Genomic DNA, 26,726 nt, shown 5'->3' with positions numbered 1-26,726 from the left:
GCCGAACCTACACCTCGAAGTGCGAGCCCATGATGACCGTGCGGTCACGAGGAAGACCGAAGTGTTCGGCCGCGTCGGCGGTGATGTAGGAGGTGGCGATGAACAGCTGCTTGCGCCAGGGCATCATCGTCGGTGCCTTCCCGCGCCGGAGCTCGATCTTGGACAGGAAGTAGGACGCCTGGTCGAGCTGCAGATCCCCCTCGGTCGCGGCCGGGTCGAGCCCGGCCAGGGCGGCGGGCACATCGGGTGTCTCCATGTAGCCGAACCGGGCGGTGACGTGGATGATCCCGTCGTCGGCGTTGGCCCGCAGGGCCAGCGGGGCGGTCTGCTTGCCGCGGTTGAGGAAAACGGCAGTGCCGGGGACCTGCCGGAGCGACGACTTCCGGTCCCGCAGCTGGTCGACGAACTCTTGCAGCGATCCCTCACGCCGCTCACGCTCCGCGGTGACGATCTGACGGCCCCGTTGCCAGGTGGTCATGACGGTGAACGCGGTGAGCCCGATCAGCAGCGGCAGCCACGCGCCGTGGACCAGCTTGGTCAGGTTGGCCCCGACGAACAGCAGGTCCACCGCAGCAGCGTGCCCGCGCCAAGGCCGATCAGCCAGCGCGGCGTCCCCCATTTCCAACGGGCGATGAAGAAGAACAGCAGGGTGGTGATGGTGCCGGTGACGGCCATGCCGAACGCGAAGGCCAGCGCCGCCGAACTGCGGAAGGCGAAGACCAGGGTGAGCACCGAGACCATCAGCAGCCAGTTGATCCACGGGACGTAGATCTGGCCCATCGTGGACTCCGACGTGTGCGCGACCCGCAGCCTGGGCAGATAGCCGAGCCGGGCGGCCTGCGACGCGACCGGGTACGCGCCGGTGATCACCGCCTGGGACGCGATCACCGTCGCCGCCGTGGCCAGCAGGACCAAGTGACCCATGTCGGCGTACAGCGCCTCGGCGCCGGTGACCGCGAGCACGATCCCGGCCAGGGCGAAGAAGGCGGTACCGAAATGGCCGCCCAGGAACCCCAGCGCCTAGGTCGGCGACAACGCCTTGAGGATCTGCGGGTGGCCGGCGATGCCGACCACGCCGAACGCGCCGATGGCCAGGAACCAGGCGATCATCACCGGTCCGAACATCCGGCCGACGGCCGCGGTCCCCCTGCGCTGCACCAGGAACAGCACCACGATGATCACTGCGGTGATCGGCACGACCAGCTCGTCCAGCGACGGTTGCACGACCTTGAGCCCCTCGACCGCGGACAGCACCGAGATCGCCGGGGTGATCATGCTGTCGCCGAAGAACAGCGCGGCACCGAAGATGCCCAGCGCGGCAAGCACCAGGGCCGCCCGCCGGCCCGGCTGCGCGCTCCACCGCCGCAGCAGTGTGATCAGCGCCATGATGCCGCCCTCGCCGTCGTTGTCGGCGCGCATCGCCAACAGGACGTAGGTGACCGTGACGATGATCATCACCGACCAGAACACCAGCGACACCACCCCGAACACATTGTCCGCGCTGACCGGGACAGGATGCGGGTCGTCCGGGTTGAACACGGTCTGCAGCGTGTAGATCGGACTGGTCCCGATGTCGCCGAACACCACACCGAGCGCACCCACGACCATCGCCAACCGCACCGTGTCACCCGCACCCGGACCGTGAGCCCGACGCCGATGCGGATCCGGCGTCCGGCGGCTGCGCTCGCCGCTCATTCGGCACCGTGGCCCTCCTCCTCCGCACGGGTCCTGGGTGGTCCGGCCCCCTGCCGGACGATACCGGTCCCGCTACGCAGCCCTCGGCCCCGGTGCCTGCGCCAGCCGGGCCTTCGGCTGGAAGAGCTCAGTGCGGCGTCCCGGGAGATGCACCACTATGGCCTCCATGATTGTGGATAAGGCGATCTACCAGGGCGGTCGACGCCGGGACATCGACGGCGACATCAGTGACGCCTTCGATGAGGCACGCAAGAAGGACCACGACTGCTTTGTGTGGATCGGTCTTCACGAGCCCTCCGCCGAGGAGTTCAGCCTTATCCAGGACGAGTTGAAGCTGCACGCGCTGGCCGTCGAAGACGCGGTCGAGGCCCATCAGCGTCCCAAGCTGGAGCGCTACGACGACACCTTGTTCATCGTGCTCAAGACCCTGGACTATCACGACGAGAGCTCCGACATCGAGGTCGGCGAGATCATGCTGTTCCTGGGCATGGACTTCGTGGTCTCCGTCCGGCACGGCGCGGCCAACCCGCTGGCACCGGTCCGCAAGCGCTTGGAGACCGACCCCACGCTGCTGACGACCGGCCCGCCGGCCGTGCTGTATGCGATCTGCGATGAGGTCGTCGACCACTATGGGCGAGTCGCCCACGAGGTCGAAGTGGACATCATCGAGTTGGAGCGGGCCGTGTTCGATCCCGCCGCCGGCGACGTGATCGAGAACATCTACCGCCTCAAACGCGAGGTGCTGGAGTTCCGCGCCGCCGAGGACCCGCTCGTACCGGTCCTGCAGGAGATCGCCAAGGGCCGGGTCACCACTTTGAACGCCGAGTACTTCCGGGACGTCCTGGACCACCTGCTCCGCGTCGACGGCCTGGTCGACGCCCACAACGAACTGCTCAACAGCGTGCTCACCGCCCACCTCGCCCTGTTGGGCAAGCAGCAGAACAACGACATGCGCAAGATCTCCTCCTGGGCCGCCATCGTCGCCGTCCCGACCGCGCTCGCCGGGATCTACGGCATGAACTTCGACGACATGCCCGAACTGCGCTGGCTGCTCGGCTATCCGATCACCCTCACCGTGATGACCGCCACCATCGGCATCGTCTACTACAAACTCCGCAAGAGCGGCTGGCTCTGAGAGGGATCGGCCAAGGGGCCGTCAGTCGGCGGTGAGGATGTCGAGGTCGCGCACGGCCTTGGAGAGGAGGTCGTGCATGGCCTGTTCCGCGCGGTTCGGATCGGCGTCGCGGACCGCGTCGCGGACCGTGCGGTGGCTCGGGACCGGGTCGTCGTGGGGTCGGACGCCGTGTACGAGCCGGTCGCGTTCGGCGAGGCCGACTTCGATCACGACCTCCATCCGCTCAAGCAGTTCGTTGTGGGTCGCGGTGAGCAGGGCCCGGTGGAAGTCCAGGTCGGCTTGGACGGCGCGGGTCAGGTCGCCGTCGGCGGCCTTCATGGCGGCGAGGGCCTCGTCCAGGGCGGCGAGGTCGTCGGGGGTGCGGCGCAGGGCCGCGTAGCGGACCGCCTGGGGTTCGATGATGCCGCGCACCTCGGCCAGGTTCTGCAGGAACACCTGGTCGTCGCGGTTGGCGAACTGCCAGCGGATGACGTCGGGGTCGAGGAGGCTCCAGTCGGAGCGGGGGCGCACGAACGTGCCGCGCTTCTGCCGTGAGGCGACAAGGCCCTTCGCCGCCAGCACCTTCAGTGCCTCGCGCATCGCGGTCAGGCTGACGTTCAGCTCGTCGCCGAGCGCCGCCACGTCGATCGTGTCGCCGGGGTCCAGCCCCCCGCCGAGGATGCGTCGCGCGATCTCCTGCACCGTCTGGCCGTGCAGCCCGCGCTCCGAGTAGCGCACCACGAAAGCCCCCTCCTTCGTCCGCCGAGTACCCTAGCTCTCGCAGAGTAATAATAAATTATGAATTAATATTGACAGTGTCGAATCGAGGGCATTAGACAAGCTCAGCAGGTCGCCGGAACGAGGAGCACGTCGATGAAGCACTGCGCCGGGAAGTCCACCGCCGACACCGTGGAGATCGCCGGCGCCCCGCTCGGCGGCGGCGTCCGGCGCGCGAACCGGCACGGGGTGCGGACCGTCCACCAGGAACTCGGCCCGAGGCCTGGGATGACGGCGGAGCGGACCGGCGAGGCCGGGGGGATGCCGTGACCGCCACGCGCCCGGTCGCCGTCATCACCGGTGCCGCGCAGGGAATCGGCGCGGCCACCGCCCGCCGTCTCGCCGCCGATGGATACGCGGTCGCGCTCCTCGACGTGTCCGCGCAGGTGGACGACGTGGCCGCCGCGCTGTCGGCGGACGGTGCGGCGGCGCTCGGGCTGCGTTGCGACGTGAGCGACCCCGCCGACTGGGAACGCGCCGTCCGCGCCTGCCGCGCCGAACTCGGCCCGGTGAACGTCCTGGTGTCGAACGCCCTGCGCTACGACCCGGGCGCGGCGGACGAGATCTCGCTGGAGTCCTGGCGGGCCCAGCTCGACGTCACCCTCACTGGCACGTTCCTCGGCGTCCGCGCGACCCTGGACGACCTGCGCGCCGGTGACAACGCCGCCGTCGTGATCGTGTCGTCCGTGCACGCCTCGTTCGGGCTGCCGGCGCGGCCGGCGTACGCCGCGGCCAAGGCGGGACTGACCGGGCTGACCCGGCAGCTCGCCGTCGAGTACGGGCCACGCGTCCGGGTGAACGCCGTGCTGCCCGGCCCGGTCCTCACCGCGCAGTGGGACGGGATCAGCGAGGAGGACCGGCGCCGCAGCGCCGCCGAGACCGCGGCAGGACGCCTCGGCCGCCCGGACGAGGTCGCGGCGGCGATCGCCTTCCTCGCCGGCCCGGACGCCTCGTTCGTCACCGGCGTCTCGCTGCCGGTGGACGGCGGCTGGAGCATCACCAAGGGATCCGCATGAAGATCACAAGGGTGGAGACGTTCCTCGTCCCGCCGCGCTGGCTGTTCTGCCGGGTGGAGACCGACGACGGCCTCGCCGGCTGGGGCGAGCCGGTCGTGGAGGGCCGGGCCGAGACGACCCGCGCCGCCGTGCACGAGCTGGCGGACCTGCTGCTCGGCGCGGACCCCCGCCGCGTCGAGGACCTGTGGCAGACCATGACCAAGGCGGCGTTCTACCGGGGCGGCCCGGTGCTGTCCAGCGCCGTGGCCGGACTCGACCAGGCGCTGTGGGACATCCTCGGCCGCTCGCTCGGCGTCCCGGTGCACCAGTTGCTCGGCGGCGCGGTCCGCGACCGGGTCCGGGTGTACGGCTGGATCGGCGGGGACGAGCCCGGCGAGGTCGGTGAGGAGGCCGCCGCGCAGATCGCCGCCGGGCTGACCGCCGTGAAGATCAACGCCTCCGGGCGGGCCGCGGCGCTGCCGCCGCCCGCGCAGATCGATGCGATCGTGCGGCGGGCCGCGGCCGTGCGGGAGGCGATCGGGGACGGCGCCGACTTCGCCGTCGACTTCCACGGCCGGATCACGGTGCCCGCCGCGCGGCGGCTCATCCCGCTGCTGGAGCCGTACCGTCCGCTGTTCGTGGAGGAGCCGGTGCTGCCGGAGCACACGCACCGGCTCGGCGACGTCGTCGCGTCCACCACCACCCCGATCGCGTGCGGCGAGCGGCTGTTCTCCCGTGCCGAGTTCCTGCCCGCGCTGCAGGCCGGGGTCGCGGTCGTCCAGCCCGACCTGTCCCACGCCGGGGGGATCTCCGAGGTGCGGCGGATCGCATCGCTCGCCGAGGTGTACGGGGCGCTGTTCGCCCCGCACTGCCCGCTCGGCCCGCTGTCGCTCGCCGCGAGCCTGCAGGTGGCGTTCGCGACCCCGAACTTCCTGATCCAGGAGCAGAGCATCGGCATCCACTACAACACCGGCGCCGACGTGCTCGACTACCTGGCCGACCGGTCGCCGTTCGCGTTCGTGGACGGCTCGATCGAGTGCTGGGACGCGCCGGGCCTGGGCATAGAGATCGACGAGGACGAGGTGCGCCGCGCCGACGGGGTCGGGCACCGGTGGCGCCCACCGGTCTGGCGGCACCCGGACGGAGGATTCGCGGAATGGTGAACACGATCGCCGGGGAACTGCGGCGACGCCGGCTGCTCGCCGTCGTCCGGGGCCCGGACCCGGCGGCGGCCGCCCGCACCGTCCTCACCCTCGCCGAGGAAGGTGTCACGCTGATCGAGGTGTCGCTGAGCGGCGCCGACGCCCTGCGCGTCATCGAGGAGGTCGCGGGCAAGGCCGTCGGCACCGCGCGGATCGGCGCGGGCACGGTGCTGACCGCGGACGACGCGCGCCGTGCCCGGGACGCGGGCGCCGAGTACGCCGTCACGCCGTCGCTCGGTGCGGGTGTCGACGAGGCGCTGCGGCTCGGCCTTCCCGTGCTCGCCGGGGCGCTGACCCCGACCGAGGTGGCCGCGGCCGCCGCCGCCGGCGCGACCGCGGTCAAGCTGTTCCCGGCCTCCGCGCACGGGCCCGGCTATCTCACCGCGCTGCGCGATCCGTTCCCGGACGTCCCGTTCGTCCCGGTCGGCGGCGTCGGGGAGGCCGAGGCCGCCGAGTACCTGCGGCGCGGCGCCGTCGCGGTCGGCGTCGGCTCGCCGCTGTGCGGGGACGCACCGCGCGGCGGCGACCTCGTCGGCCTGCGCCGGCGCGCCCGCGCATTCCTCGCCGCAGTCGCCGCGCCAGGCGGGCCGGCATGACCCGGGTGGACGTCCTCACCGCCGGAGAGACGATGATGGCCCTGCGCGCCACCGGCCCGGTGCGGCTCGGCTCCGGCTTCACCACCAGCATCGCCGGTGCCGAGAGCAACGTCGCGATCGGCCTCAGCCGCCTCGGCCACACCGCCGCCTGGGCCGGACGCGTCGGATCCGACGAGGCAGGGCACCTCATCACCCGCACGCTGCGCGCCGAGGGGGTCGACGCCTCGGCCGTCCGCCGCGACGACACCGCGCCCACCGGCCTGATCATGTTGGAGCAGCGGCTGCCGGACGTCACCCGCGTCCACTACCTGCGCGCCGGGTCCGCCGGATCCCGGCTGTGTCAGGAGGACGTCGAGGCCCTGCCGTTCGAGCCGCGGATCGTGCACATCACCGGGATCACCCCTGCTCTCGGTACGTCCTGCCGGAACGCCGCGACCGCGCTGTGCCGCCTCGCCCGAGCCCGGAACGCGCAGATCAGCCTCGACCTCAACCACCGGCCGCGGCTGTGGAGCCGGGCTGCGGCCGCCGAGGCGCTCACCCCGCTCGCCGCCGCCGCGGACCGCATCGTCGCGTCCCCCGACGAACTGACCCTGCTCGGCGACGGCGCACCAGACGGCATCGCCGCCCGGCTATTGGACGGCGGCGCCGCCGAGGTCGTCGTCAAGAACGGCGACGAGGCCCGCTCCTACGCCGCGGACGGCGCGCACGCCGTGCCCGCCTATCGCGTCAGCCCCGTCGACTCGATCGGCGCCGGCGACGCGTTCACCGCCGGGTACCTGTCCGGCCTGCTGGACGGCCTGGACGTCGAAGCCCGGCTACGCCGCGCCCACAGCGCCGGCGCGTTCGCGGTACTGACCCATGGCGACTGGGAAGGCCTGCCCTACCGCGACGAGCTCGACCTCATCGGCCTCCCCGAAGGAACCGCACTGCGATGACCTGGACCATCCCGGAGAACACCGGCCCGTGGGAACTCGGCGAAGGAAAGGCCGTACCGCCTGGAACCCACGACGCTCCTGGCATCCGTGCCGTTCCCCCTGGGCGCGGTCGCCCCGATCCAGGACTCGGACGCGTAGATCGCCGCCGCCGACACCAGCATGGCCGTTCTGAACCACGGCACCGTGGACTGTCTGGCGCGCCCGGAGGACGACGCCCCCACGCTCATGCGCCGTCGGTGTGGGGGAGCCCCCGGAGCGGGAGACCTGGCGAAGCCGGTCATCAACGCGAAGCCCGAAGACCAGGCCGACCTGTACCGGCAGCTGGGCCTGACGATGTCGAACAGATCGCACTCGGTGAAGGTCTCGCCGTCGCGCAGGTGGCGCGCCCCATGAGGATGGCGCTCTCTCCGAGGTAGGAGCGTGTTCGGGGAGCGATGGACACGAATTGACTTTCTCCCCCGGCTGAAGCATGGGGATTCCCGACCGCCCTTGCGGGTGATTATCCCTTGCGGAGCGCACCCCACGGTGCGGGGCTCCTGTTTCGACGACCACCGCACCCGACCGTATTCCGGCCGAAAATGTGTGGCCGGGGCTGGTGAGGTTCGCTCACCGATCCGGCACGCTACCGCGAACCGCCTGACGGCGGTTCGCAGATCCCGCCCCCACTCCGCAGGAGTCCGACTTATCCCCGCTTTTCGATCAACAGGAGCAGTGCGCATGTTGCGCCGAGTGTGATGAGCCAGCGGCTGGCCCCGGATTTGCTGTTCGGGACGCCCGCTACGGCCGTGCGGTCGGACCTGTCAGCGCAGGGTGCGCAGGGGAACCCGGCGGAAGGTGATCGTCTCGTACGGGCCGGCGTTGCCTGTTTCGTAGAGGACGCCGACGGTCCTGGCGTCGAGCTGGACCAGGTCCGAGTAGGCGGCCGGCAGACCTGAGAGGGCGAGTGCGGATCGCCAGGTGGACCCTTGGTCGGTGCTGACGCGGAGGGTCAGGGCGGCGCGGCTGTTCGGGTCGGCTGGGCCGGAGTAGAGCAGCGGCGCCTGGGGGCCGGACGGCTGGAGGACGCTTCCCTGGACGACCGGGCCGGTCAGTGTGGCCTGCGGACGGAAGGGTGTTTGCAGCGTTTGGCCGCCGTCCAGGCTGAGGGCGTCGGCGCGGGTGCCCGGGGCAGTGCCGTTGTGCTCGCGGGTGTTGAAGTAGACGCGGCCGTCGGGTAGCTGCGCGGCCGTCGTCTCGTTGACGTTGACATAGCCGTCGGGATTGTCGTCCACGTAGCCGATGTGCCAGGTCTGGCCGTCGTCGTCGCTGTAGAGGGAGTGCCCGCCGTAGTACCTGGCCTCGGTGCCGGTGTCGGTGGAGCCGGCGGGTGGCGCGATCGAGTGGTTGGCCGGGACCAGGAGGCGACCGGTGTGGGCGCCGCGGGTCAGCCGGATCGCGTGGCCGGGACCCGTGGCGTACCAGCGCCAGTTGCCGAGTTTGGTGGACGTGGTGATCTCGCGGGGGCTGGACCAGGTGGCGCCCTCGTCGTCGCTGGACTGGACGAAGACGCGACGGCTCTCGTCGGCCGTGACCTCGCCCCGCATGATCGCCGCCTCGCCGGCGGTGCCCGCGTTGTAGGTGGTGAGCAGGACGATGCGGCCGCTCTCGCTGACGACGGGCGCCGGGTTTCCGGACGTGTTGGGTCCGCTGTCCTGGACGACCTGGAGCGGTCCCCAGGTGCACCCGCCGTCGGTGGACCGCTTGACGACGGTGTCGATGTTGCCGGCGTCGCCCAGCCCGGCGGACCGTCCTTCGGCAAAGGCCAGCAGGTCTCCGGACTTCGTGCCGATCACCGCCGGGATGCGGAAGGCGCTGTAGCCCTCGGTGCCCGTCCTGTAGGGGACGGACGTCTCGCAGCGTGCGGCCTGTGCGCCCCAGGCGGGGGTAACGGCGGTGGTGAGGACGGTCGCGAATCCGGCGGCAAGGGCCGCGCTGCGAGTGAGGGACGGCATGCTCTCCTCCAAATCGCAGGACGTCCGATGTCCTACGTCCTAGGGAAGGTAAGGGTGCGCCCCGGGAACGTCAACCCTAGAGGACATCCGACGTCGGACGTAGGATGTCCCACGCCCACCCCCACTGGAAGGCTCGATATGCACGAGGCACCTGAGAAACCACCGCCGATCCGTCACCGTCCCTTCACCTGGCGACGAGCCGCTCTGACGTTCGCGGTCCTGCTCGTCGGGTCGCTGGTCAACCCCATGGCCGCCCGGTCGGACACCGCGGCCGCCCCCTTCTTCGATGAGCAGGTGCTGTTCAAGCAGCGCGACTTCGGTTACGCGTGCTTCCGCATCCCGGCCGTCGTCCGGGCGAACGACGGCACGCTGCTGGCCTTCGCCGAGGGACGCGTCAAGGACTGCGGCGACGACGAGGACATCGACCTGGTGCTGCGCCGCTCGTCCAACGGCGGGCAGACTTGGGGGCCGCTGCAGGTGGTCTCCAAGGGCAACGGCGAGACGCACGGCAACCCGGTGCCGATCGTGGACAAGCGCACCGGACGGATCGTCCTGGTGACCACGCACAACGGCCCCGCGCCCTGCCCGAACGGCTGCGACCGCGACCCGTACGTGCAGGTCAGCGACGACAACGGGGCGACCTGGTCGGCGCCCCGGGAGATGACCGAGGGCAAGCGGCCCGAGTGGAATTTCTGGTATGCGACGGGTCCGATGCACGGCATCCAGCTCACCCACGGGCCGCACGCCGGACGCCTCGTCGTCGGCGCCAACTACGAGATCAACGACGGCGTGAAGCCGCACGTCTACGGCACGCACCTGCTCTACAGCGACGATGCGGGCGCGACCTGGCACATCGGCGCGGAGGGCTCGTTCGACGACGGCTCGATCATCGCGCAGGAGGTCACGGTCGTGGAGCTGTCGGACGGCCGGGTCTACGCGCTCGCCCGCGAGCGGGGCACCGATCCGGGGCACCGCGCGTACGCGATCAGCAGTGACGGCGGCGAGACGTTCGACAAGCCGTTCCGGACCCTCGACCTGGCAATGCCGGACGTCCAGGCATCGACGCTGCGACTGCGCTCGACCAGCGAAGGGGACGCGGGAAATCGCATTCTCCTGTCGGCGCCGGCACATCCCGTCGCGCGGGAGGCGATGGCGGTGCGCTCGTCATTCGACGAGGGCCGTACCTGGCAGCCCTGGGACAAGGGCAAGGTCTTCTGGTGGGGACCGTCGGCGTATTCCGACATGGTCAAGATCGACGATGACCAGGTCGGGCTCTATTACGAGGCGGGAGTGTCCACGCCTTACGAGTCGATCCGCTGGGCACGTTTCAACGAGGCATATCTCGCCACGCCCAACGGCACACCGCCGGGGATTCCCGGGCCTCCCGCCCCCGGCCCGACGACTCCGGACCGTTCGGAGAATCACAATGACGCCTATGTCCGGGGCGGGGCGCAGCCAGTGCCCGGACGTTTCGGCAACGGTCTTGGCCTGGACGGCGTGGACGACCGCGTCGAGGTGCCTTTCGACAAGTCGATCGACGTCGGCGGCGGCGACTTTTCGATGATGACCTGGTTCCGGTATTCGGACACCACCGGGTCGCATGCGCTCTTCTGGGCGTACCGGGTAGGCAGCGGCACCACGCCGCAACTGTGGCTGCGCGCGGAACCGGCCTCGAATCGGATCCGGGCGCTGATCATGGTGGATCGGTTCAACATCAGCGTCCAGTCGGCGAGCGCCTACAACGACGGCCAGTGGCACCACGCGGTGCTGCAACGCGTTCGCGGACGGTTCGCGCTGAGCATCGATGGTGTGGAAGTCGCCTCGACGACCGTCCCGCCGGGTTCGGTCACGGAGGGCAAGGAATTCGGCGTCAACGGAATCCACATCGGGCAGCGGCTGGACGGCGTCGACCGTTTCCGCGGCACGCTCGATGACGTTCGCGTCTACCGGCGGGCGCTGAGCCCCACCGAACTGGATCTGATCCGGACGCGCAACGCACCGATCGGTGGAGAGCTCGGGCTCTCCCTCCCCTTGGAAAAGGTCGGCTGACCCGGAGCTATCGGGGCTTCCCGCGCCGCGGCGCGGGAAGCCCCGATACACGAGAACGATGAGCGTGTCCCGTACTGATGGTCAGGCCGAGCGTGCGCGAGAGCGCACCGAGTGAAGGTCGCACCAGTCCTCCTGCCGGTGAGTGATCACGTCATCTGGAGTTGCGTTGTCCACAAGATGGGCCTCGCCTGGGGAAAGAGACTCGGCCATGACAGCGGTGGCGCTCGCGGCGTCCAGGACTTCGGCCGGAACTGTGAGCGCGGCCAGGGCTTGCACGGCCGCGGCGGCGCGCCGCGATGCGACCGCAGCCGCCGTGTTGCGCCCCGCCCGCCGGCGTTTGTGCTGCCGCCACGGGAGGCCGGGGCCGGGGGCGAGGATGGGATCTGGCCGGTGATGACGATGAGGATCTGCCGGATGAGCAGGTCGTGCGCGCCACCGAGGTCGGTCAGGAACGCGGCGTGCTCACGCGCGGCCTGCTCCAGCGCCGGGTCGGGCAGCGCGGGAGTGTGCTGGGTGATGTGGTCGGCCAGCCCGGTCAAGTCGACGGGGCGGGCCTGGACGAGGAGCCGAAGCCGGCGCCGACCCGGCGACCATCACCAAGTGGATCGCCGAGACCAACGCCGAACGAGCCGCCGCCGAAGCACAACTCCAGGCAGCCGAAGGCAAGCATCCGCACATCATGACGTCCGGGATGCGGCTCACCTACCACCCGGACAAACAAGAAATCCGAGCCGAGGTGAACCTCGACCCGGATCGGATTGTTACTCCCGAACGTCACTTGGGGGTAACCGCTGGTGTCCGAGGCCGGAGTTGGACCTTCTGCCTATATCGTCCTTCCTTTGGGCGAAGTATCACTAAACGCCGCAGCCCTGGTCGACGAGGCTGGGGACTGATCGGCCGTGGCGAACGCAGAGCCTTCTCTGGCAGATCGGGTGATCTGCTGGGCCTCCATGGTCAGTGTCATCGTGTTGGCCGGAATCGCTGCGGTGATCAGCTATAAGCACATGTACCAGCTGGTGCTGCGGTATGGGGAAACGTCGTGGACGGCCATGCTGTTGCCGGTGAGCGTGGACGGGATGATCGTGGTGGCTTCGATGTCGCTGCTGGTCGATTCTCGGCAGGGTCGGCGCAGCGGGATGCTGCCGTGGACATTGCTGGTGCTTGGTAGTGCCGCGAGCTTGGCCGCCAACATCGCTGTCGCCGAACCATCGGTGGTCGGTCGGCTCATCGCAGCGTGGCCGAGTTGCGCGCTGATCGGCGCCTATGAGCTGCTGATGAGGCAGATCAGGCGTACCGCGGCGGAGAACCCCGCCGAGCGCGATAGCACCGACTCAGAAGTCACCTCAGAGATAGCACATAGGACCTCTGAGACCGTTCATAGGGTCTCCGCGGCAACTGATAGGTCTTCTGAGAACTCTCATCAGGGTCCCCGCTTGGCCTCGGCGCTCTCAGGGGAGTCTGTGAGGAAGTCGGCCGCCCGCCCCAAGCTCCCAGAGAAGCCTCATAAAAACCGCACGATTGACCTCATTCGCTCCTCAGAGCCGTCCCAGGGCCGTGATGCAGTTGATGGAGCGCCAGTACGGCGCCCATCAAGTGCAGCAGAAACGGGCGATATGGACATCCAGTGGCGCGCGTGGCGGTGGGCGGTGGCCAACCGCACGCCGGAGGGGGATCTGCCGCCGGGGAAGGTGATCGGCAGCCAGTTCGGGCGCAGCGAGCGGTGGGGACGACTGGTGAAGCAAGCCGGCCGTGCTGGCCGGCTTGGTGCCGCCGCATCATGAGCTTGGATTGTGCTTCGCGTGTGTTCCCTCGCGTGCGCCGGTCGGTTCGTGTTCCGTCGACGCCCCGGCTCCAGGTGCGTCGGTGGAACAGGGTGTTTCTGGCTGGTCTTGGTCATTCCGGCGGTACGGGCCGCAGCCGCCGGGGGGTGCCGCCCGTAGGACCGGCCGTCCAGCGGGAGCCGCAGCCGGGCTGGGGACCACCGCTCGGACCACCGCTCGGACCACCGCGGCCGCCGTCGCGGCTGCGGCGGCGGCTGATCGGCCTGCTTCTCGTCGTGACGGGAATCGCCCTCGCCCGATGGTCACCGCGCCTCCTTCGCCCGCAGACCGCCACGGCAGGACAAGAAGAACATGCGAATCCGGACGCGTCGGAGCCGTGGCTGTTCGCCGCGGGCCTCGGCTTGGTGGCCGTCGGCTTGGCAGCCCTCAACATCGAACCCGCCGGCGGCTGCTCGCGCTCGTACTACCCGGCGTGCTCCTGTGCACCGGCCTCGCCACCATCGGACTCGTCCTCGACCGAGCCAGAAGGCGGCACCGCCGCTGACGACGCGCTGATGTGGGAACGTCGATCGGGTTTCGGACCGAACAACGCGAGGTGAGATCACAGTTCGTTCTGGTGGCGTTTCTGCCGTCCGCTGTGGCGGCGGGGCTTCACCGGCGTGGTTCGGCCGGTGGCCCTGAGTTGTTCCCCAGCCCCTACGGTTGCGGGATCGACCAAGTGCCTGGGCATATGGACGTGATGTCGCGGTGTTGCGGCCGACCCGTCGCCGGAGCCGTTCTGGCAGCAGACAGGATGTGATCTCGTGATCGTGGACAAGGCCATCTACCACGGTGGGAAGCGCCGAGAGATCGACGGGGCATCAGCGACGCCTTCGACGAGGCCCGCCGTGACGATCACAGCTGTTTCGTCTGGATCGGGCTGCACGAGCCGAACCCGGACGAATTCGCCCTCATCGAGGAGGAACTGAAGCTGCACCCGCTGGCCGTGGAGGACGCGGTCGACGCGCACCAGCGCTCCAAGCTGGAACACTACGACGACACCCTGTTCATCGTGCTGAAGACCCTCGACTACCACGAAGAGGATTCCAGCATCGACGTCGGCGAGATCATGGTGTTCGTCGGCGAGAACTTCGTGGTGACCGTGCGGCACGGCCCCGCCAACCGCTGGCCCCAGTACGCAAACGGCTGGAGGTCGCACTGGAACGGGCGGTGTTCGACCCGGCCGCGGCGGACGTCACCGAGGCCATCTACAAGCTCAAACGCGAGGTGCTGGAGTTCCGCGCCGCGGAAGACCCACTGGTCCCGGTCCTGCAGGAAATCGTCCGTGGACGGATGGCGATGTTCGGGCCCACCCGCGAATATTTCCGTGACGTCCTGGACCACCTCCTGCGCGTCGACGGGCAGGTAGAGGCCCACAATGAACTGCTCACCAGCGCACTCACGGCCCACGTCGCCCTGCTAGGCAACCAGCAGAACAACGACATGCGCAAGATCTCCTCCTGGGCGGCCATCATCGTCGCCGTGCCGACCGCCATCGCCGGCATCTACGGCATGAACTTCGTCCACATGCCCGAACTCCGCTGGCTGTACGGGTACCCGCTGGCGGTGGCAGTGATGGCCGTGGTGATGGGACTGGTCTACTACCGGCTCCGCAAGAGCGGCTGGCTATGATCTCCGATCGTGGCCAGCACGGCGGCCGGGTCGGAGTCTCCGATGCTGGCGTTCCCGGGCCCGGTCCGGTCCGCCGTGACGTCGCACAGGTGACCGAGGGCCCAGCCTGCCTAGGGAATGACCACGTAGTTGCTGAATCCGCCGCTCCGGTGCCGGAGCCCCGAGATCGCCTCGTTGACCTCCGACAGCGGGAAGCGTTGCGGTTCGAGGTAGCCCAGATCCAGCGCCCCCGTTCGCACCATGTCCGCGATCTCCTGGCCCTGCGCGGTGCTGAACCAGTTCGAGCCGATCAGTTGTACCTGCTCGTCCATGAGCCACTTGACGTCCAGCGGCAGCCGGTCGGCGACCCCGCCGACGTTGACGACCCTGCCGCCCCTGCGGACGCCCTGGAGGGAGTCCAGCATCGTCTCCACGGGTGCCTTGGCTCCCAGCGCACTGATGACGAAGTCGGCGCCCTCGCCCTCGGTCATGGACCGGGCCCAATCGCCAGAGGAGCCTTCGCCCAGCTTGAACACTTCGACCCTGTCCGGGGCCAGGGCCTTGACACGCTTCAGCAGCTTCTCGTCGCGTCCGGTCCCCAGGACCCGCGAGACTCCCATGGCCAGGGAGAGCGCGGTGGCCGCGACCCCCAGCGTTCCGGTGGCGCCGTCGATGAGCCCGACCTGACCGGGACCGGCCTGGGCGTGCCGCAGAGCCTCGTAGGAGGTGCCGATGTAACCGAGCTTCCCGGCCTGTTCGAACGACATGTTGTCCGGAAGGTTGACGATCGAGTACTCCGGTGCCGTCATGTACTCGCAGAAGCCGCCGTAGGGGTAGAGGTCGAAAATCCGCTGACCGTCGCGGGAGGTGCTGAAGTAGCCGTTCAGCGTGAAGTAGCGGCACCGGCTGCGTTCGCCGCCGCGGCATACTTGGCAGCTTCCGCAGGAGCGCAGCGGGTTCACGTACACCCGGTCGCCGGGCCTGGTGTTGATCACCGCCTCGCCGACCTCCTCGACGACGCCGGCGGCGTCCAGCCCGAAGACGGCGGGCAGTTCGGGCAGCGGCTGGTGGGGGAACCACTTCGGCCAGTTGGCGAGCACATTGGCCATGTTGGGCACGATTCCGCAGGCTCTGACCCTGACCAGCACGTCGTTCGGCCGCGGGCTGGGCGCCTCGACCGTGTCGATCGACATGGGCTCGCCGAGCACATGCAGGCGAGCGGCGAGCATCTTCGCCACCATTGAGAACACTCCTTCAAGTTGATCCGTCCCAGCCGGGCGGCGGCCCGGTGCGAGGTGGGGGACCGGTCACGAGACGAGTCCGCGGGGAAGCTACGGCTTGGCGTAACCGCTCTCGAGCTCGATGTCGAGCATTCCCATGATGCGAACGCCGGAGTTGTACCAGGCGATCGTCAGCGTCAGTTCCACCATCTGCCGGTCCGTCAGGTGGGCGGAGGCCGCCTTCCACACGTCGGCCGGCACGTCGACCTGCAGGGTGGACTCCCTGGCGAGGCGCATGACCGCTCGCTCGCTCTCGTCGAAGACGTCGGCCGACTCGAAGGTGGGCACCTCGGCCAGTTGTTCGGGGGTGACACCGGCCTTGAGCGCGTGCGACCGGTGATGGGCGATCTCGTACGTGGAACCGGTCGCGTACCCCACGGTCAGGATCGCCAGCTCGCGAAGGGCCGGACTGAGCTCGGAGGCGTCTCGCAGCGCGTTGGCGTACGACAGGAATGCGTCGAGCTGGGCGGGGGCGTGCGCGAGTGCCAGGAAGATGTTCGCCGTAGGCACCTTGCGCTCGGCCTCAAGGCGGTCGTAGAGCGGCTGCACCTCGGATCCCGCGTCCTGCCGGTAGAGGTAGGGAACTCGTGCCATGTCATTTTCTCCTTGGTGGCGGACGGTCAGAGCGAGGACCGCTCGAGCAGGAACCGTTCGAGCGTCATCGGCCGCTGCGGTTCCGCCGGCTCGATCTGTGGCACGCCGATGAACGGTGACGCCTCGAAGTACCATTTCTCCAGCGCCGGAAGCCCCCATCGGGCGTTGGTGCTCAGCGACGCCGCGTCCCAGCGCACGGGCTCGATCTCCGCGTCGATCGTCTGGTAGTGGCTGTTGAAGACCTCAACCCGGTGCCCGTCCGGGTCGCGGAGGTAGGCGAAGAGCATCCCGCCGGGCCCGTGCCTGCCCGGTCCGCGTTCCACCGCGTCGCCGTAGCCCAGATTGCCGGCGACGTCACAGGCGGTGAAGATGTTGTGGCTTTCGGGGACGGTGTAGGCGAAGTGATGCAGGCGCGGGCCGGCGCCCGTGACGATCGCCAGGTCCAGGCAGGTGCCCTTCCGGTACATGAAGGCCCCGAGCAGCGTGTCACCGTGGGCCAGATATTCGGAATTCCGGAATCCCAGCGTGCTGTAGAACTCGCACAGCGCGTAGGTGTCCGGGGCGAGGATCTGGTAATGGTCGAGCCGCTGTGCGTGCGCGCCCTTGAAGATCTCGAACTGGATGTGCATGCGCGGCCGGGTCTCCATGGTCGCGCACAGTTCGAGTGGGGTGCCGACGGGGTCGCTGACATGAAGGGTGCGGCCCTGGTGCGGAACCTCCACCCATTCGGCCGGCAGACCCCGGTCACGGAAATACCGGTACGCGATGTCGAGATCTTCGTCGAAAAAGACCCGGAACCCGATTCTTCTGCACGTCCCGCCGTCCTGGGCCTGTTCCAGAACCAGGCTGTGGTGGCAGGCCTCCTGCAGTCCGCGCAGGTAGCAGACCCGCTTGTTCTCCTCGGTGACGACGAGCCCCAGGACCTGCGCGTAGAAGTCGGTGCTCTCCGCGAGGTCGGAAACGGTGAGACGGACGTGACTGGAGCGAGTGATGTTGAACGGGGGACGGAGATCCACTGGTGGAAGCATGATTGGTCGCAGCGCTCCGATCGGTGGTCTGGGATTGGGTGGGTTCGGTGTTCCGGTGCCCGCTACGGCCGGACGGCGGCGGACTCGGTCGTCGCAAAGGGAAGAGCCGACCATCCGCTGAATTCCGCGGATTCGCCGAGGGCTTCTTCGATGCGCAGGACCTCGTTCCACTTGGCCATTCGCTCGGACCGGGAAAAGGAGCCTACCTTGAGCTGCCCGGCGTCCCAGCCGACGCTGAGATGGGCGATCGTGACATCTTCCGACTCCCCCGACCGCGCCGAGACGATGGTGGAGAATCCCGCCTGCCTCCCGGCCCGCAGCGCCGCCAGCGCCTCGGTGACGGTCCCGGCCTGGTTCGGTTTGATCAGCACGGCGTTCGCCTCGCCGGCGGCGGCCGCGGCGTGCACGCGCCGGGCGTCGGTCACCAGGAAGTCGTCACCGATCACCTGGCAGAGATGTCCGTACCGGCGGGTGAACTCGGCGTGCCCCGCATGGTCGTCCTCGGCCAGCGGGTCCTCGACCGACAGGATGGGGTACTGCTCGATCCAGCTTCCGAGCATCTCGATCAAGGCGCCCGAGTCGAGTGTGCGGTCGTCGAGGGCCAGCGTGTACACCCCGCTCTTGCCGAACTGTGACGCCGCCACGTCCAGGGAGATGGCGACCTGGGTCCCCGGCCGCAGTCCGGCGGCCTCGATGGCCCGGGTCAGGGTCTCCAGCGCCTCCTCGTTGGAGTCGAAGGCCGGCCAGTAGCCCCCCTCGTCGGCCACGCCCTGCAGCTTCCCGGCCTTGCGCAGCAGTTCACCCGCGGTCCGGTAGATCTCCGCCGTCCAGTCCAGGGCCTCGGAGAAGCTTGACGCTGCAGGACACATCACCATGAAGTCCTGCACGTCCACCCGGCGGTCCGCGTGCGCGCCGCCGCCGAAGATCTGTATCTCGGGCAGCGGCGTGCGGACCGGGCGTCCGCGCGACAGATGGAGCCACAGCGGCTCCCCCCGAGCCGCCGCCGCGGCATGCAGCACCGCCATGGACGTGGCGACGATCGCGTTGCCGCCAAGGCGGCTCCGGTCCGCCGTTCCGTCCAAGCCGATCAGCAACCGGTCGACGGCCTCCTGGTCGGTCGCCTCCAGCCCGGCGAGGGCGGGCGCGATCGTGGTGTTGACCGCGTTCAGGGCGAGCCGGACGTCGAGGCCGCCGAAGCGGGCACCGCCGTCGCGGAGGTCGAGTGCCTCGCCCCGGCCGGTCGATGCCCCGGCCGGCGCGATCGCACGTCCGACCGCGCCCCCGGCGAGATGGGCTTCGACCTCGATGGTCGGCCGGCCACGTGAATCCCACACTCTTCGGCCGTGCAATCTGGCGATTCGAGCATCTGTCATCGCGGTGCGACCCTTCGGAGTTTGCGGTCGGGATGTGGGGCCGGGGAACCGGACCTGCCGCGGATCCGGGATGGATGGCTCCGGGTGCGCTGCGGCGAATGCGGGTCGCTTCGCCGCGGCGCACCACGGCACCGGGCGTAGTGCTATCGATAGCGCAATGGTGAATGGATCGGGAGCCTATGTCAAGAGCCCGGCCCCGACCCGCCTGCACCGCGGGTCCGGTACGCGCACGTCCTCCTCGGGCCCGTTCGATGCCGCAAGAGCTCCATGGTTGACCGCTGGACAGATAGTGCTATCGTTTGCACAAATCTCTGCGCAATCGAAGTGAGGCACGGGCGAAGCCCCGCACGGACGCCGGACGCAGAGCCGGCCGCGCTCCCGCGGCCCGGAATCAGCTGACGGAAGGCGGAACCGACATGGAACCCGTGACTTTGACCACCGTCGTGGCCAGCACCCGCCCCGGTCGTCTGGGCAAGCCCATCGCGGACTGGTTCGGCGCCAAGGCGGCCGGCCACGACCTCGTCACGGCGCGGACGGTGGACCTGGGCGAGCTCGCCCTGCCGTTCCTCGACGAGCCCGACCACCCGGTGCTCAGGAACTACACCAAGAGCCACACCCGGGAATGGAGCCGGATCGTCGAAGAGTCGGACGCCTTCGTCTTCGTCACCCCGGAGTACAACGGCGGTTTCCCTGCGCCCCTGAAGAACGCGCTGGACTACCTGGTCGTGGAGTGGCGGTACAAGCCGGTCGGTTTCGTGAGCTACGGGGGCGTCTCGGCCGGCACCCGAGCGGTGCAGATGGTCAAGCAGGTCGTCGCCAATCTCAGGATGCTGCCGGTCGGCGCCACGGTCAGCATCCCCTTCGCCAGCGAGCTGGTCGACAACGGCTCACTGCGGGCCAACAAGATCCTTGACGATGCCGCCGAGCAGATGCTCGACGAACTGGAGCGGGCCGCCCGGGTCCTGCGCGGCCTCCGTGTCGAGTCTGTGACCTGAGCCGTGTGCGCGGGGAGGAGCGGGCCGCCCACGCCTCGGGCGACGTGTGCGGCCGGACCGCTCAGCCGGAGCGGGAGCCGGACGTGTGCCCGCTCGGCGGGGGCGCCGTGCTACCCCGCACTATCAGCGTCCCCGACGACACCGAGGCGTAGGTGTTGTCGTTGTCGGGCTGCGTGGCGAGGCGGCGCATCAGCCACAACGCGCATCCGGTGGCCATTTCCTGGATCGGGAAGGCGACCGACGTCAGTCCGGGGCCCCACCAGGAGAACCCGGGCTCGTCTCCGAAGCCCACGATGGACAGATCTTCGGGCACCTTGATGTCCGTCTGGCGCAGCTCCTCCAGAACCCCCAGCGTGAGCTGGACCGAGCCGAGCACGATCGCGGTCGACGCGGGCCTGTCCGCCAAGATCCGCCGTACGGCCCGGCGGCCGTGGTCGACGGAGGACGGCGGGCCCAGTTCTGTCCGGCCCGCGCTTTCCGGCAGGCCGCCCTCCCGCAGGGCGCTGCGGAAGCCCTCAAGCCGCTCGGCGCCGGTCGGCAACTCGACCGGGCCGCCCACGTAGCAGATCTCGGTATGGCCCTGTTCCACCAGGTGAGCAGTGGCCAGCCGGAGCGCCTCGTGGTCGTCCACACCGAACCACTGCGAACTCAGCGACCGATGTTTGCGCAGCAGTTGCAGGTGCGGAATCGTCCGCAGCAGTTTGACCGATTCGCGGTGGGGACGTGCGGTGGGGACGATGATGACGCCGGCCACCCGGTTCGCCGACAGCTCACGGAGGTGGCGCAGTTCCACCATCCTGTCCTCGTCGGTCTCCGACAGCATGAGCTGAAAGCCCTGGGCCTCCATGTTCTTGGACAGCTCGTGGGCGATGGTGGAGTAGAAGCTGTTGCGGATGTCCGGAATCACCAGCCCCACCACGTTGCTGGAGGCGCCGCGCATCATTCGCGCGGCGCGGTTGGCCACGTAGCCCATGTCGGAGGCGGCCTGGCGGACACGGAATTTCGTCCCCTCGCTGATGCGGGGATCGTCGGCGAGTGCCCGGCCCACGGTCGAGACGGACAGTCCCAGACGGTCCGCGATATCCCTCGTGGTGATCACGTGGTCACAGGTCCCATCGAGTGCGTGGCAAGGGCTGCCAACGATAGTGCCCTCACCGGGAATATGAAGTCATGCTAACGTTAGCACAGCCAAACTCGGGAGGTAACATGCGGATCGCCAGATACGCCGTCGGCGGCCAGGTTCACTACGGCGAGCTGAGTGACGACGACAGTAAGATCGCGCGGTTGGAGGGCAGCCCGTTCATCGATGAAGTGCGCCTTTCGGGGGACGTCGACGAGGTCGGCGACGCACGGATTCTGGCGCCCGTGGAACGGCCGCGGGTCTTCGGTCTCGCCTACAATTACGCTTCTCATGTCACTGAAACGGCCAAGGAGAAGCCGGAGATTCCGGTGCTCTTCATGAAGCCGAGCACGGCCGTGATAGGCACGGGTGAACCGATCGTCTATCCGTCCGGCGGCGAACTGGTGCATTTCGAGGGTGAACTGGTGGTGGTCGTCGGGTGGCGCGCCAGGCATGTCGCGGCAGCCGACGCCCATGCGTACATCCTCGGCTACACCTGCGGAAACGACGTCAGTGACCGGATCCTCCAGCGGAAGGAGGCCAGGTTCGGGACCCTGCTGGCCGGCAAGGGGTACGACACCTTTGCGCCTCTCGGCCCCGTGATCGCGACCGGGGTCGATCCGTCGGGGCTCGCGCTGGAGACCCGTGTCAACGGAACCGTGCGCCAGGCGGCGGGTACCGCGGACCTGCTCTTCTCCGTCCCCGACATCATCGAGTATCTGACCCGCCACATCACCCTGCTGCCGGGCGATGTGATCATGACCGGGACGCCCTCCGGGGTCGGGCCGATCCAGCCCGGCGACGACATCGAGGTTGAGATCGAGGGCATCGGCGTTCTCCGCAACACGGTCGTGGCGGAGGACTGACCGCAGCCTCCGCCGTGCGCCGGACGTCCGGTTCGTTCCCGTCCGGGCTCCCGCAGGGGTCCGCGCCGGCCTGCCGCCCGGACATGGTGGTCTCGCCGGGCCGAGGACGCGGCCGACCCTGCCGCCGGTGAACGGTCGGCAGGGTCGGCGCGGTGCGGACGAGAGGCGGCCTACCGGACGGCGTTGCTGAACTCGGAGGTCCGGACGAAGGTCAGTGCCGCGACGGCGATCAGCGGCAGCAGGGTGATCTGCCACAGCCCGGCCAGGTGCCAGCCGAAGCCGTCCACCAGGGCGGCGAAGATGAGGCCGGAGAAGGCGGCCGTCACGTAGTAGCTGCTGATGAAGAGCCCGGCGCCCCGTCCCACCTGCGAGGGGCGGACCGCCCGCTGCATCGCGCTGTTGGTGTTGGGGAAGAGGAAGCCGGTGCCGAAGGCGCCCATGAGGAAGGCGAACAGGCATTGCCAGCCGATCGTCAGATGCGTCTGGTAGACGAGCAGGCTGCTGGCGGCCAGGGCCAGATGGCTCACGATCAGCAGGTTGCGCTGGTCGACGCGGTCACCCAGCCAGCCGCCGACGATCCCGGTCATGCCGCCGAAGCCGACGAAGCTCATGGCGAGCGCGGCCTGGGCGGACGTGAAGTGCAGGTTGCTGATGAGGAACGTCGGATACAGGCCGATGAAGCCGTACAGGACAACGCCGCTGATCGCCGAACTGACGGCCAGCGCGATGGTGTTGCGGTTGTACGGCGACGCGGGCATGTGGTCGTACTCCTGGGCCGCCGTCGTCCTCTCGACGGAGCGCTCGGTCAGGCCCCGGCGCACCGTCAGGGCGGCGATGGCGGCCATCAGCAGGCCGGCCGTGCCGAACACGATGAACGGCGCGCGCCAGGTGCCGTGTGCGCTCGCCAGGTTGACGCCGATCAGCGGACCGAGGAAGACCCCTACCCCGAAGGCCACGCCGAGCGCGCCGAGGGCCAGACCGCGGCGGTGGTGGAAGTACGCGCCGATGGCCGTGAAGAGGGCCGCAGCCTGCATGCCTTCACCGAGGCCCGAGACGATGCGGTAGACCGCCATGTCGGCGAAGCCGGACGCCAGTGGTGTGGCCAGCGTGCCGAGGGAGTAGATCACGATGCTGACCAGCAGCACCGTCTTGCGCGAGAACCGGTCGACCAGATACCCCGACGGCAGTCCGGCGAAGGCCATTCCGAGGGTGAAGCCGGTGGCCAGCAGCCCGCCCGCCTGCAGCGAGAACCCGTATTCGGCGCGGATGCCCGGGAGCAGTGGAGGGAACACCTGCCGGTCCATGGCATTGACCATGAACGACAGGGCCAGCACCAGAAAACCTGCCCCGGCGAGCACGCCGGGCACGGCGCGGTGGTGAGTGTCCGACGTGGCCCTGCCGGACGTCTTGCGGGCGTCCAAGGGCGCTGCATGGGTCATGAGCGTCTCCTGTCAGGGAGCGGCCACTGTGGACCGCAGTGAATTGCCGACCGCATGGGCCGATACCGAGAAGGAATGACGGAACACGGTTTCTCTGTCATGACCGTGTCGAGGGGCCGTGGTGGATTGGCCGTCGCGTGAATGTCTGTCACCAACCGACGTCCGCGGTTTGGGGTGACTTCACCGCCGAGATTTCGTAAGGCGATCATCTGAATCTCACGGCCGTGAGATTCGGCCATCATGAGGTCCTGGATTCTGGCTCGTCAAGACGTGATGACCGCTGTTCTTCTCCGGTGTCGGTCGGTTCGGGCGGACCCCTGGGGTGCGGGGTCGTGCCTGTTCGGCACCTGGTGGTGGCAGGTGGCCGATGACTCTTGACCGGCTGGCTACGGGGAATGCTATCGTTAGCACACGGTCGCCGCAATGGTATCCAGTGATTCGCGCCACACGGCGTGGATCGCCGGGGCCTCCGACCGCGACGCCATCATCGACCCGCCCGGATCGTCGCGGGCCATCCGATTCTTCGAGGACGACCTGCCATGACTGCACCGAGCGCCGGCACCGTGCTACTCACCGACCATGCCTGGCCCGACGACACCGTGGAGCGCTCCATCATCGAGACCGCCGGGTTCACCCTGGTGACCGGCCCCGCCGATGCCGCACCCCGCGAGGTGATCGAGGAACTCGTCGCCGCACACCGCCCCATGGGGGTCCTCACCTGCTGGGCGCCCGTCTCGGCGGCCGCCATCGGCGCGTCGGCGGGGTTGCGGATCGTGGCCCGGCTCGGAGTCGGCTTGGACAACATCGACGTGGACGCCGCCACCGAACGCGGGATCTGGGTCACCAACGTGCCGGACTACTGCGTCGAGGAGGTCTCCGATCACGCCGTGGGCATGGTGCTGGACTGGACCCGGGGGCTCGCCGCATGCGACCGCGAGGTCCGTGCCGGTGTGTGGGACCCGGCCGGGATCCGGCTGCGCAGACTGTCGGCGCTGACCTGCGGCGTCGTCGGATATGGCCGGATCGGCCGGGCCACCGTGCGCAAACTGCGGGCCTTCGGCTGCCGGATCCTTGTCAGCGACCCGTCTTCCCGGGCGGAGGCCCCGCTGGTCGAGATGGTTCAGCTGGAGGAACTGCTGCGCCGCAGTGACGTGGTGATCCTTCACCTGCCGCTGACGGAGCGCACCCACCACCTCATCGGCGGAGAACAGCTGGCCCTGATGCCACCGGGTGGTCTGCTGGTCAACGTCAGCCGGGGAGGCCTGGTGGACACCGACGCGGTCGTGGATGCGCTGGACGACGGGAGGCTCGGCGGTGCCGCCCTCGACGTGCTGGAGACCGAACCCCATGTCCCCGGAGCCCTGCTGACCCGACCGGGAGCCCTGCTGACCCCACATGTCGCCTTCTCCTCCGACGCGTCGGTGGAGGAGCTGCGACGCCGGGCCGCCGAGGAGGTGGTCCGGGTGCTGAGGGGCCGGTCCCCGGTCAACCCCTGCAACCGTCCCCGTGACTCCTTGTCCACGACGGCCACGGCGGTGGACGCATGACCTTCCCGCCTGAGCCGGCGCTGACCGATTTCCTGCTGGACCACAAGCTCGCCGAGCCGGGCGAGGCCGCACGATGGACGCTGATGGCAGGTGGTGTCTCGTCCGATCTGTGGCGGGTCGACCTGCCAGGGCGCTCCCTGTGCGTCAAGCGGGCGCTGGCCAGGCTCCGTGTCGCGGCCGACTGGTGGGCGCCGGTGTCGCGCAACGCCTGTGAATGGGCGTGGATGCGGTTCGCAGCCGGACACCTGCCCGACAGCGTGCCCGAACTCCTTGCGCACGACGCCAAGGCCGGCGTGTTCGCGATGGCGTACCTGCCGCCGGAGCGGTACCCCGTGTGGAAGGCGCAACTGCTGGACGGCGAAGTGTGTGTGGACACCGCGGCCGCCGTCGGGGACGTGCTCGGCGCCCTGCACGCCGCCGGCGCCGGTGATGGCGGGCTCGCCGAGGAGTTCGCCACCGACGACAACTTTCACATACTGCGCATCGAGCCGTACCTGCTCGCCACCGCGGCCGCGCACCCCGGCCTGCGCGACGTTCTCCGACACCTCGCCGACCGCACCGCGGCCACGCGCCTGGCCCTCGTCCACGGCGACGTCAGTCCCAAGAACATCCTCGTCGGCGCCGCGGGTCCGGTGCTGCTGGACGCCGAATGCGCCTGGTATGGAGACCCGGCTTTCGACCTGGCCTTCTGCGTCAACCATCTGCTTCTGAAGACCCTGGTGTTGCCCGGACGCCGCGCCGAACTCCTGCGGTCCGGCCAGGCCCTGGCCGAGGCCTACTTCCGGCGGTCCGGCTGGGAGCCGCGGCCCGCGCTGGAGGGACGGGCGGCCTCACTTCTGCCGGCGCTGATGCTCGCGCGCGTGGACGGCAAGTCTCCCGTGGAGTACCTCACCGACGAGCGGCAAAGGGTGTTCGTCCGGACCGTGGCATCGGCTCTGCTGCGCACACCTGGACGCACGATCGGGGACGTTCTGGACGCCTGGCAGGAGGCACTCTCCGGACACGCCGTGGAGACCTGGACGGCCGCCGACCGGAGGACGTAACCCACATGGTGCGGGCGGCGGTTGCCTGCGCGGCGAGGCCACCCCTCCGATCCGAGTTCCCATGACCACATGTGCAGCTGAGGAGGCACACGATGCGCAGAGTCGTCACCGGCCATGACGAGAACGGAAGATCGGTCGTCGTCAGCGACGGCCCGATTCCCCGCGCCCGCGAGTTTGCCAGCCTGCCGGGCTGGGTGTCGGCCCTGCCTTGGGCGACCGAGCCGGACGAGCCGATCAGCCGGACCGGGGAGGACCCCACGCCGAAGGTCTCCAGCCTGCTCCCGGCGCCTGGCGGCACCCGCTTCATCGTCCTGATCTTCCCACCGGACACCGCGATGGCCGACCCGGCGTTCGACCCCATCGCCTTCGCCCGGGAACAGCGGGCCGACTCGCCGGGCCTCGCCGAGTTGATGGAGGTGGACGGCAGGCACACCACGCCGACCGTCGACTACGGAATCGTGCTGCAGGGCGAGATCGTCCTCGAACTCGACGACGGACGTTCGGTCCCGCTCTCGGCGGGCGACATCGTGATCCAGAACGGCACCCGGCACGGCTGGAGCAACCGCGGTGACCGTCCGGCCACCATGGCCTTCGTGTTGATCGGAGCCGAGACCGGCGCCTGACCGGCGACGGCGGGCTCGGCGCCATCGCTTCCC

At 69.3% G+C, this 26,726-nt stretch carries 25 protein-coding genes and 2 pseudogenes; 17 read left to right on the top strand and 10 right to left on the bottom strand.

Annotated elements, in window-relative coordinates:
• Positions 1-7: 7 nt before the first annotated feature.
• Together ACQPZP_RS41460 and ACQPZP_RS41455 are read right to left on the bottom strand one after the other, a co-directional pair.
• Positions 8-478, bottom strand: a complete 471-nt coding sequence (locus ACQPZP_RS41460; RefSeq protein ID WP_433479765.1) for a KUP/HAK/KT family potassium transporter — start codon at positions 476-478, stop codon at positions 8-10.
• Positions 458-1,608: pseudogene (locus tag ACQPZP_RS41455) on the bottom strand (KUP/HAK/KT family potassium transporter); the annotation flags it as partial. The gene ACQPZP_RS41460 and the pseudogene ACQPZP_RS41455, both read right to left, overlap by 21 nt.
• Positions 1,609-1,861: 253 nt before the next feature.
• On the opposite strand from ACQPZP_RS41455, the gene ACQPZP_RS41450 reads away from it, so the two are divergent.
• A complete protein-coding gene (locus ACQPZP_RS41450; RefSeq protein WP_433475071.1) occupies positions 1,862-2,830 on the top strand; it encodes a magnesium and cobalt transport protein CorA in 969 nt (322 codons plus the stop codon).
• A 21-nt stretch (positions 2,831-2,851) separates the two neighbouring features.
• On the opposite strand, the gene ACQPZP_RS41445 is transcribed toward ACQPZP_RS41450, so the two are convergent.
• Positions 2,852-3,550, bottom strand: a complete 699-nt coding sequence (locus tag ACQPZP_RS41445) for a FadR/GntR family transcriptional regulator (RefSeq protein ID WP_433475070.1) — start codon at positions 3,548-3,550, stop codon at positions 2,852-2,854.
• A 132-nt stretch (positions 3,551-3,682) separates the two neighbouring features.
• On the opposite strand from ACQPZP_RS41445, the gene ACQPZP_RS41440 reads away from it, so the two are divergent.
• The 6 genes from ACQPZP_RS41440 (at position 3,683) to ACQPZP_RS41415 (ending at position 7,707) form a co-directional block, all read left to right on the top strand.
• Positions 3,683-3,856, top strand: a complete 174-nt coding sequence (locus ACQPZP_RS41440) for a hypothetical protein (protein WP_433475069.1) — start codon at positions 3,683-3,685, stop codon at positions 3,854-3,856.
• Positions 3,853-4,602 (top strand): SDR family NAD(P)-dependent oxidoreductase, encoded by a 750-nt coding sequence (locus tag ACQPZP_RS41435; RefSeq protein ID WP_433475068.1) that lies wholly within the window; start codon positions 3,853-3,855, stop codon positions 4,600-4,602. The genes ACQPZP_RS41440 and ACQPZP_RS41435 overlap by 4 nt, the downstream gene beginning before the upstream one ends.
• Positions 4,599-5,744, top strand: coding sequence for a galactonate dehydratase (gene dgoD, locus ACQPZP_RS41430; RefSeq protein ID WP_433475067.1), 1,146 nt, complete (start codon positions 4,599-4,601; stop codon positions 5,742-5,744). Before ACQPZP_RS41435 ends, dgoD begins: the two co-directional genes overlap by 4 nt.
• Positions 5,738-6,379, top strand: coding sequence for a bifunctional 4-hydroxy-2-oxoglutarate aldolase/2-dehydro-3-deoxy-phosphogluconate aldolase (locus ACQPZP_RS41425; RefSeq protein WP_433475066.1), 642 nt, complete (start codon positions 5,738-5,740; stop codon positions 6,377-6,379). Before dgoD ends, ACQPZP_RS41425 begins: the two co-directional genes overlap by 7 nt.
• Positions 6,376-7,314 (top strand): sugar kinase, encoded by a 939-nt coding sequence (locus tag ACQPZP_RS41420; protein ID WP_433475065.1) that lies wholly within the window; start codon positions 6,376-6,378, stop codon positions 7,312-7,314. Before ACQPZP_RS41425 ends, ACQPZP_RS41420 begins: the two co-directional genes overlap by 4 nt.
• A 159-nt stretch (positions 7,315-7,473) precedes the next feature.
• Entirely contained in the window at positions 7,474-7,707 is a 234-nt protein-coding gene (locus ACQPZP_RS41415) for a hypothetical protein (RefSeq protein ID WP_433475064.1), read from the top strand.
• 407 nt (positions 7,708-8,114) lie between these two features.
• Here ACQPZP_RS41415 and ACQPZP_RS41410 read toward each other — a convergent pair whose 3' ends face one another.
• On the bottom strand, positions 8,115-9,305 hold the full coding sequence (locus ACQPZP_RS41410; protein ID WP_433475063.1) for a sialidase family protein: 1,191 nt from the start codon (positions 9,303-9,305) through the stop codon (positions 8,115-8,117).
• Between the two features lie 138 nt (positions 9,306-9,443).
• On the opposite strand from ACQPZP_RS41410, the gene ACQPZP_RS41405 reads away from it, so the two are divergent.
• The 5 genes and pseudogenes from ACQPZP_RS41405 (at position 9,444) to ACQPZP_RS41385 (ending at position 14,806) form a co-directional block, all read left to right on the top strand.
• Entirely contained in the window at positions 9,444-11,354 is a 1,911-nt protein-coding gene (locus ACQPZP_RS41405; RefSeq protein WP_433475062.1) for an exo-alpha-sialidase, read from the top strand.
• 425 nt (positions 11,355-11,779) lie between these two features.
• Positions 11,780-12,037 (top strand): hypothetical protein, encoded by a 258-nt coding sequence (locus ACQPZP_RS41400; protein WP_433475061.1) that lies wholly within the window; start codon positions 11,780-11,782, stop codon positions 12,035-12,037.
• Positions 12,038-12,304: 267 nt separating this feature from the next.
• Positions 12,305-13,135 carry a DUF2637 domain-containing protein gene (locus ACQPZP_RS41395; RefSeq protein ID WP_433475060.1) on the top strand — a complete coding sequence of 277 codons (831 nt, stop codon included), beginning with the start codon at positions 12,305-12,307 and terminating at the stop codon, positions 13,133-13,135.
• 859 nt (positions 13,136-13,994) lie between these two features.
• Positions 13,995-14,267 (top strand): annotated as a pseudogene (locus ACQPZP_RS41390) (CorA family divalent cation transporter); the annotation flags it as partial.
• Positions 14,268-14,344: 77 nt separating this feature from the next.
• Positions 14,345-14,806 (top strand): CorA family divalent cation transporter, encoded by a 462-nt coding sequence (locus ACQPZP_RS41385; RefSeq protein ID WP_433475059.1) that lies wholly within the window; start codon positions 14,345-14,347, stop codon positions 14,804-14,806.
• Between the two features lie 110 nt (positions 14,807-14,916).
• Here ACQPZP_RS41385 and ACQPZP_RS41380 read toward each other — a convergent pair whose 3' ends face one another.
• From ACQPZP_RS41380 to eno, 4 genes are all read right to left on the bottom strand, one after another.
• Positions 14,917-16,026 (bottom strand): alcohol dehydrogenase catalytic domain-containing protein, encoded by a 1,110-nt coding sequence (locus ACQPZP_RS41380; protein ID WP_433475058.1) that lies wholly within the window; start codon positions 16,024-16,026, stop codon positions 14,917-14,919.
• Positions 16,027-16,116: 90 nt separating this feature from the next.
• Entirely contained in the window at positions 16,117-16,659 is a 543-nt protein-coding gene (locus tag ACQPZP_RS41375; protein WP_433475057.1) for a carboxymuconolactone decarboxylase family protein, read from the bottom strand.
• A gap of 26 nt (positions 16,660-16,685) precedes the next feature.
• Positions 16,686-17,675 carry a VOC family protein gene (locus ACQPZP_RS41370; RefSeq protein WP_433475056.1) on the bottom strand — a complete coding sequence of 330 codons (990 nt, stop codon included), beginning with the start codon at positions 17,673-17,675 and terminating at the stop codon, positions 16,686-16,688.
• A gap of 74 nt (positions 17,676-17,749) precedes the next feature.
• On the bottom strand, positions 17,750-19,060 hold the full coding sequence (gene eno / locus ACQPZP_RS41365; RefSeq protein WP_433475055.1) for a phosphopyruvate hydratase: 1,311 nt from the start codon (positions 19,058-19,060) through the stop codon (positions 17,750-17,752).
• 416 nt (positions 19,061-19,476) lie between these two features.
• Here eno and ACQPZP_RS41360 point away from each other — a divergent pair, with 416 nt between their 5' ends.
• Positions 19,477-20,055 (top strand): NADPH-dependent FMN reductase, encoded by a 579-nt coding sequence (locus ACQPZP_RS41360; protein ID WP_433475054.1) that lies wholly within the window; start codon positions 19,477-19,479, stop codon positions 20,053-20,055.
• A 61-nt stretch (positions 20,056-20,116) separates the two neighbouring features.
• Here ACQPZP_RS41360 and ACQPZP_RS41355 read toward each other — a convergent pair whose 3' ends face one another.
• A complete protein-coding gene (locus ACQPZP_RS41355) occupies positions 20,117-21,154 on the bottom strand; it encodes a LacI family DNA-binding transcriptional regulator (protein ID WP_433475053.1) in 1,038 nt (345 codons plus the stop codon).
• Between the two features lie 107 nt (positions 21,155-21,261).
• Here ACQPZP_RS41355 and ACQPZP_RS41350 point away from each other — a divergent pair, with 107 nt between their 5' ends.
• Complete coding sequence (locus tag ACQPZP_RS41350; RefSeq protein ID WP_433475052.1) at positions 21,262-22,041, top strand: fumarylacetoacetate hydrolase family protein; 780 nt, start codon at positions 21,262-21,264, stop codon at positions 22,039-22,041.
• 170 nt (positions 22,042-22,211) lie between these two features.
• On the opposite strand, the gene ACQPZP_RS41345 is transcribed toward ACQPZP_RS41350, so the two are convergent.
• Positions 22,212-23,480 (bottom strand): MFS transporter, encoded by a 1,269-nt coding sequence (locus tag ACQPZP_RS41345; protein WP_433475051.1) that lies wholly within the window; start codon positions 23,478-23,480, stop codon positions 22,212-22,214.
• Between the two features lie 539 nt (positions 23,481-24,019).
• Here ACQPZP_RS41345 and ACQPZP_RS41340 point away from each other — a divergent pair.
• From ACQPZP_RS41340 to ACQPZP_RS41330, 3 genes are all read left to right on the top strand, one after another.
• Entirely contained in the window at positions 24,020-25,027 is a 1,008-nt protein-coding gene (locus tag ACQPZP_RS41340; RefSeq protein ID WP_433475050.1) for a C-terminal binding protein, read from the top strand.
• Positions 25,024-26,070: a phosphotransferase family protein gene (locus ACQPZP_RS41335; protein WP_433475049.1), complete on the top strand. Its 1,047-nt coding sequence runs from the start codon at positions 25,024-25,026 to the stop codon at positions 26,068-26,070. The genes ACQPZP_RS41340 and ACQPZP_RS41335 overlap by 4 nt, the downstream gene beginning before the upstream one ends.
• Positions 26,071-26,162: 92 nt before the next feature.
• Positions 26,163-26,693 (top strand): cupin domain-containing protein, encoded by a 531-nt coding sequence (locus ACQPZP_RS41330; RefSeq protein WP_433475048.1) that lies wholly within the window; start codon positions 26,163-26,165, stop codon positions 26,691-26,693.
• Positions 26,694-26,726: the final 33 nt, after the last annotated feature.

Source organism: Spirillospora sp. CA-142024, assembly GCF_050942325.1.
GTDB lineage: Bacteria > Actinomycetota > Actinomycetes > Streptosporangiales > Streptosporangiaceae > Spirillospora.
The sequence above is the reverse complement of the archived record's forward strand: the minus strand, read 5'-3'. Positions and strand labels throughout refer to the sequence as shown.

Coding starts and splice junctions, on each gene's coding strand:
- ACQPZP_RS41460 (WP_433479765.1), bottom strand. CDS start 478: ATGACCACCTGGCAACGGGGCCGTCAGATCGTCACCGCGGAGCGTGAG.
- ACQPZP_RS41450 (WP_433475071.1), top strand. CDS start 1,862: ATGATTGTGGATAAGGCGATCTACCAGGGCGGTCGACGCCGGGACATC.
- ACQPZP_RS41440 (WP_433475069.1), top strand. CDS start 3,683: ATGAAGCACTGCGCCGGGAAGTCCACCGCCGACACCGTGGAGATCGCC.
- dgoD (WP_433475067.1), top strand. CDS start 4,599: ATGAAGATCACAAGGGTGGAGACGTTCCTCGTCCCGCCGCGCTGGCTG.
- ACQPZP_RS41425 (WP_433475066.1), top strand. CDS start 5,738: ATGGTGAACACGATCGCCGGGGAACTGCGGCGACGCCGGCTGCTCGCC.
- ACQPZP_RS41420 (WP_433475065.1), top strand. CDS start 6,376: ATGACCCGGGTGGACGTCCTCACCGCCGGAGAGACGATGATGGCCCTG.
- ACQPZP_RS41415 (WP_433475064.1), top strand. CDS start 7,474: ATGGCCGTTCTGAACCACGGCACCGTGGACTGTCTGGCGCGCCCGGAG.
- ACQPZP_RS41410 (WP_433475063.1), bottom strand. CDS start 9,305: ATGCCGTCCCTCACTCGCAGCGCGGCCCTTGCCGCCGGATTCGCGACC.
- ACQPZP_RS41405 (WP_433475062.1), top strand. CDS start 9,444: ATGCACGAGGCACCTGAGAAACCACCGCCGATCCGTCACCGTCCCTTC.
- ACQPZP_RS41395 (WP_433475060.1), top strand. CDS start 12,305: ATGGTCAGTGTCATCGTGTTGGCCGGAATCGCTGCGGTGATCAGCTAT.
- ACQPZP_RS41380 (WP_433475058.1), bottom strand. CDS start 16,026: ATGGTGGCGAAGATGCTCGCCGCTCGCCTGCATGTGCTCGGCGAGCCC.
- ACQPZP_RS41375 (WP_433475057.1), bottom strand. CDS start 16,659: ATGGCACGAGTTCCCTACCTCTACCGGCAGGACGCGGGATCCGAGGTG.
- eno (WP_433475055.1), bottom strand. CDS start 19,060: ATGACAGATGCTCGAATCGCCAGATTGCACGGCCGAAGAGTGTGGGAT.
- ACQPZP_RS41360 (WP_433475054.1), top strand. CDS start 19,477: ATGGAACCCGTGACTTTGACCACCGTCGTGGCCAGCACCCGCCCCGGT.
- ACQPZP_RS41350 (WP_433475052.1), top strand. CDS start 21,262: ATGCGGATCGCCAGATACGCCGTCGGCGGCCAGGTTCACTACGGCGAG.
- ACQPZP_RS41345 (WP_433475051.1), bottom strand. CDS start 23,480: ATGACCCATGCAGCGCCCTTGGACGCCCGCAAGACGTCCGGCAGGGCC.
- ACQPZP_RS41340 (WP_433475050.1), top strand. CDS start 24,020: ATGACTGCACCGAGCGCCGGCACCGTGCTACTCACCGACCATGCCTGG.
- ACQPZP_RS41335 (WP_433475049.1), top strand. CDS start 25,024: ATGACCTTCCCGCCTGAGCCGGCGCTGACCGATTTCCTGCTGGACCAC.
- ACQPZP_RS41330 (WP_433475048.1), top strand. CDS start 26,163: ATGCGCAGAGTCGTCACCGGCCATGACGAGAACGGAAGATCGGTCGTC.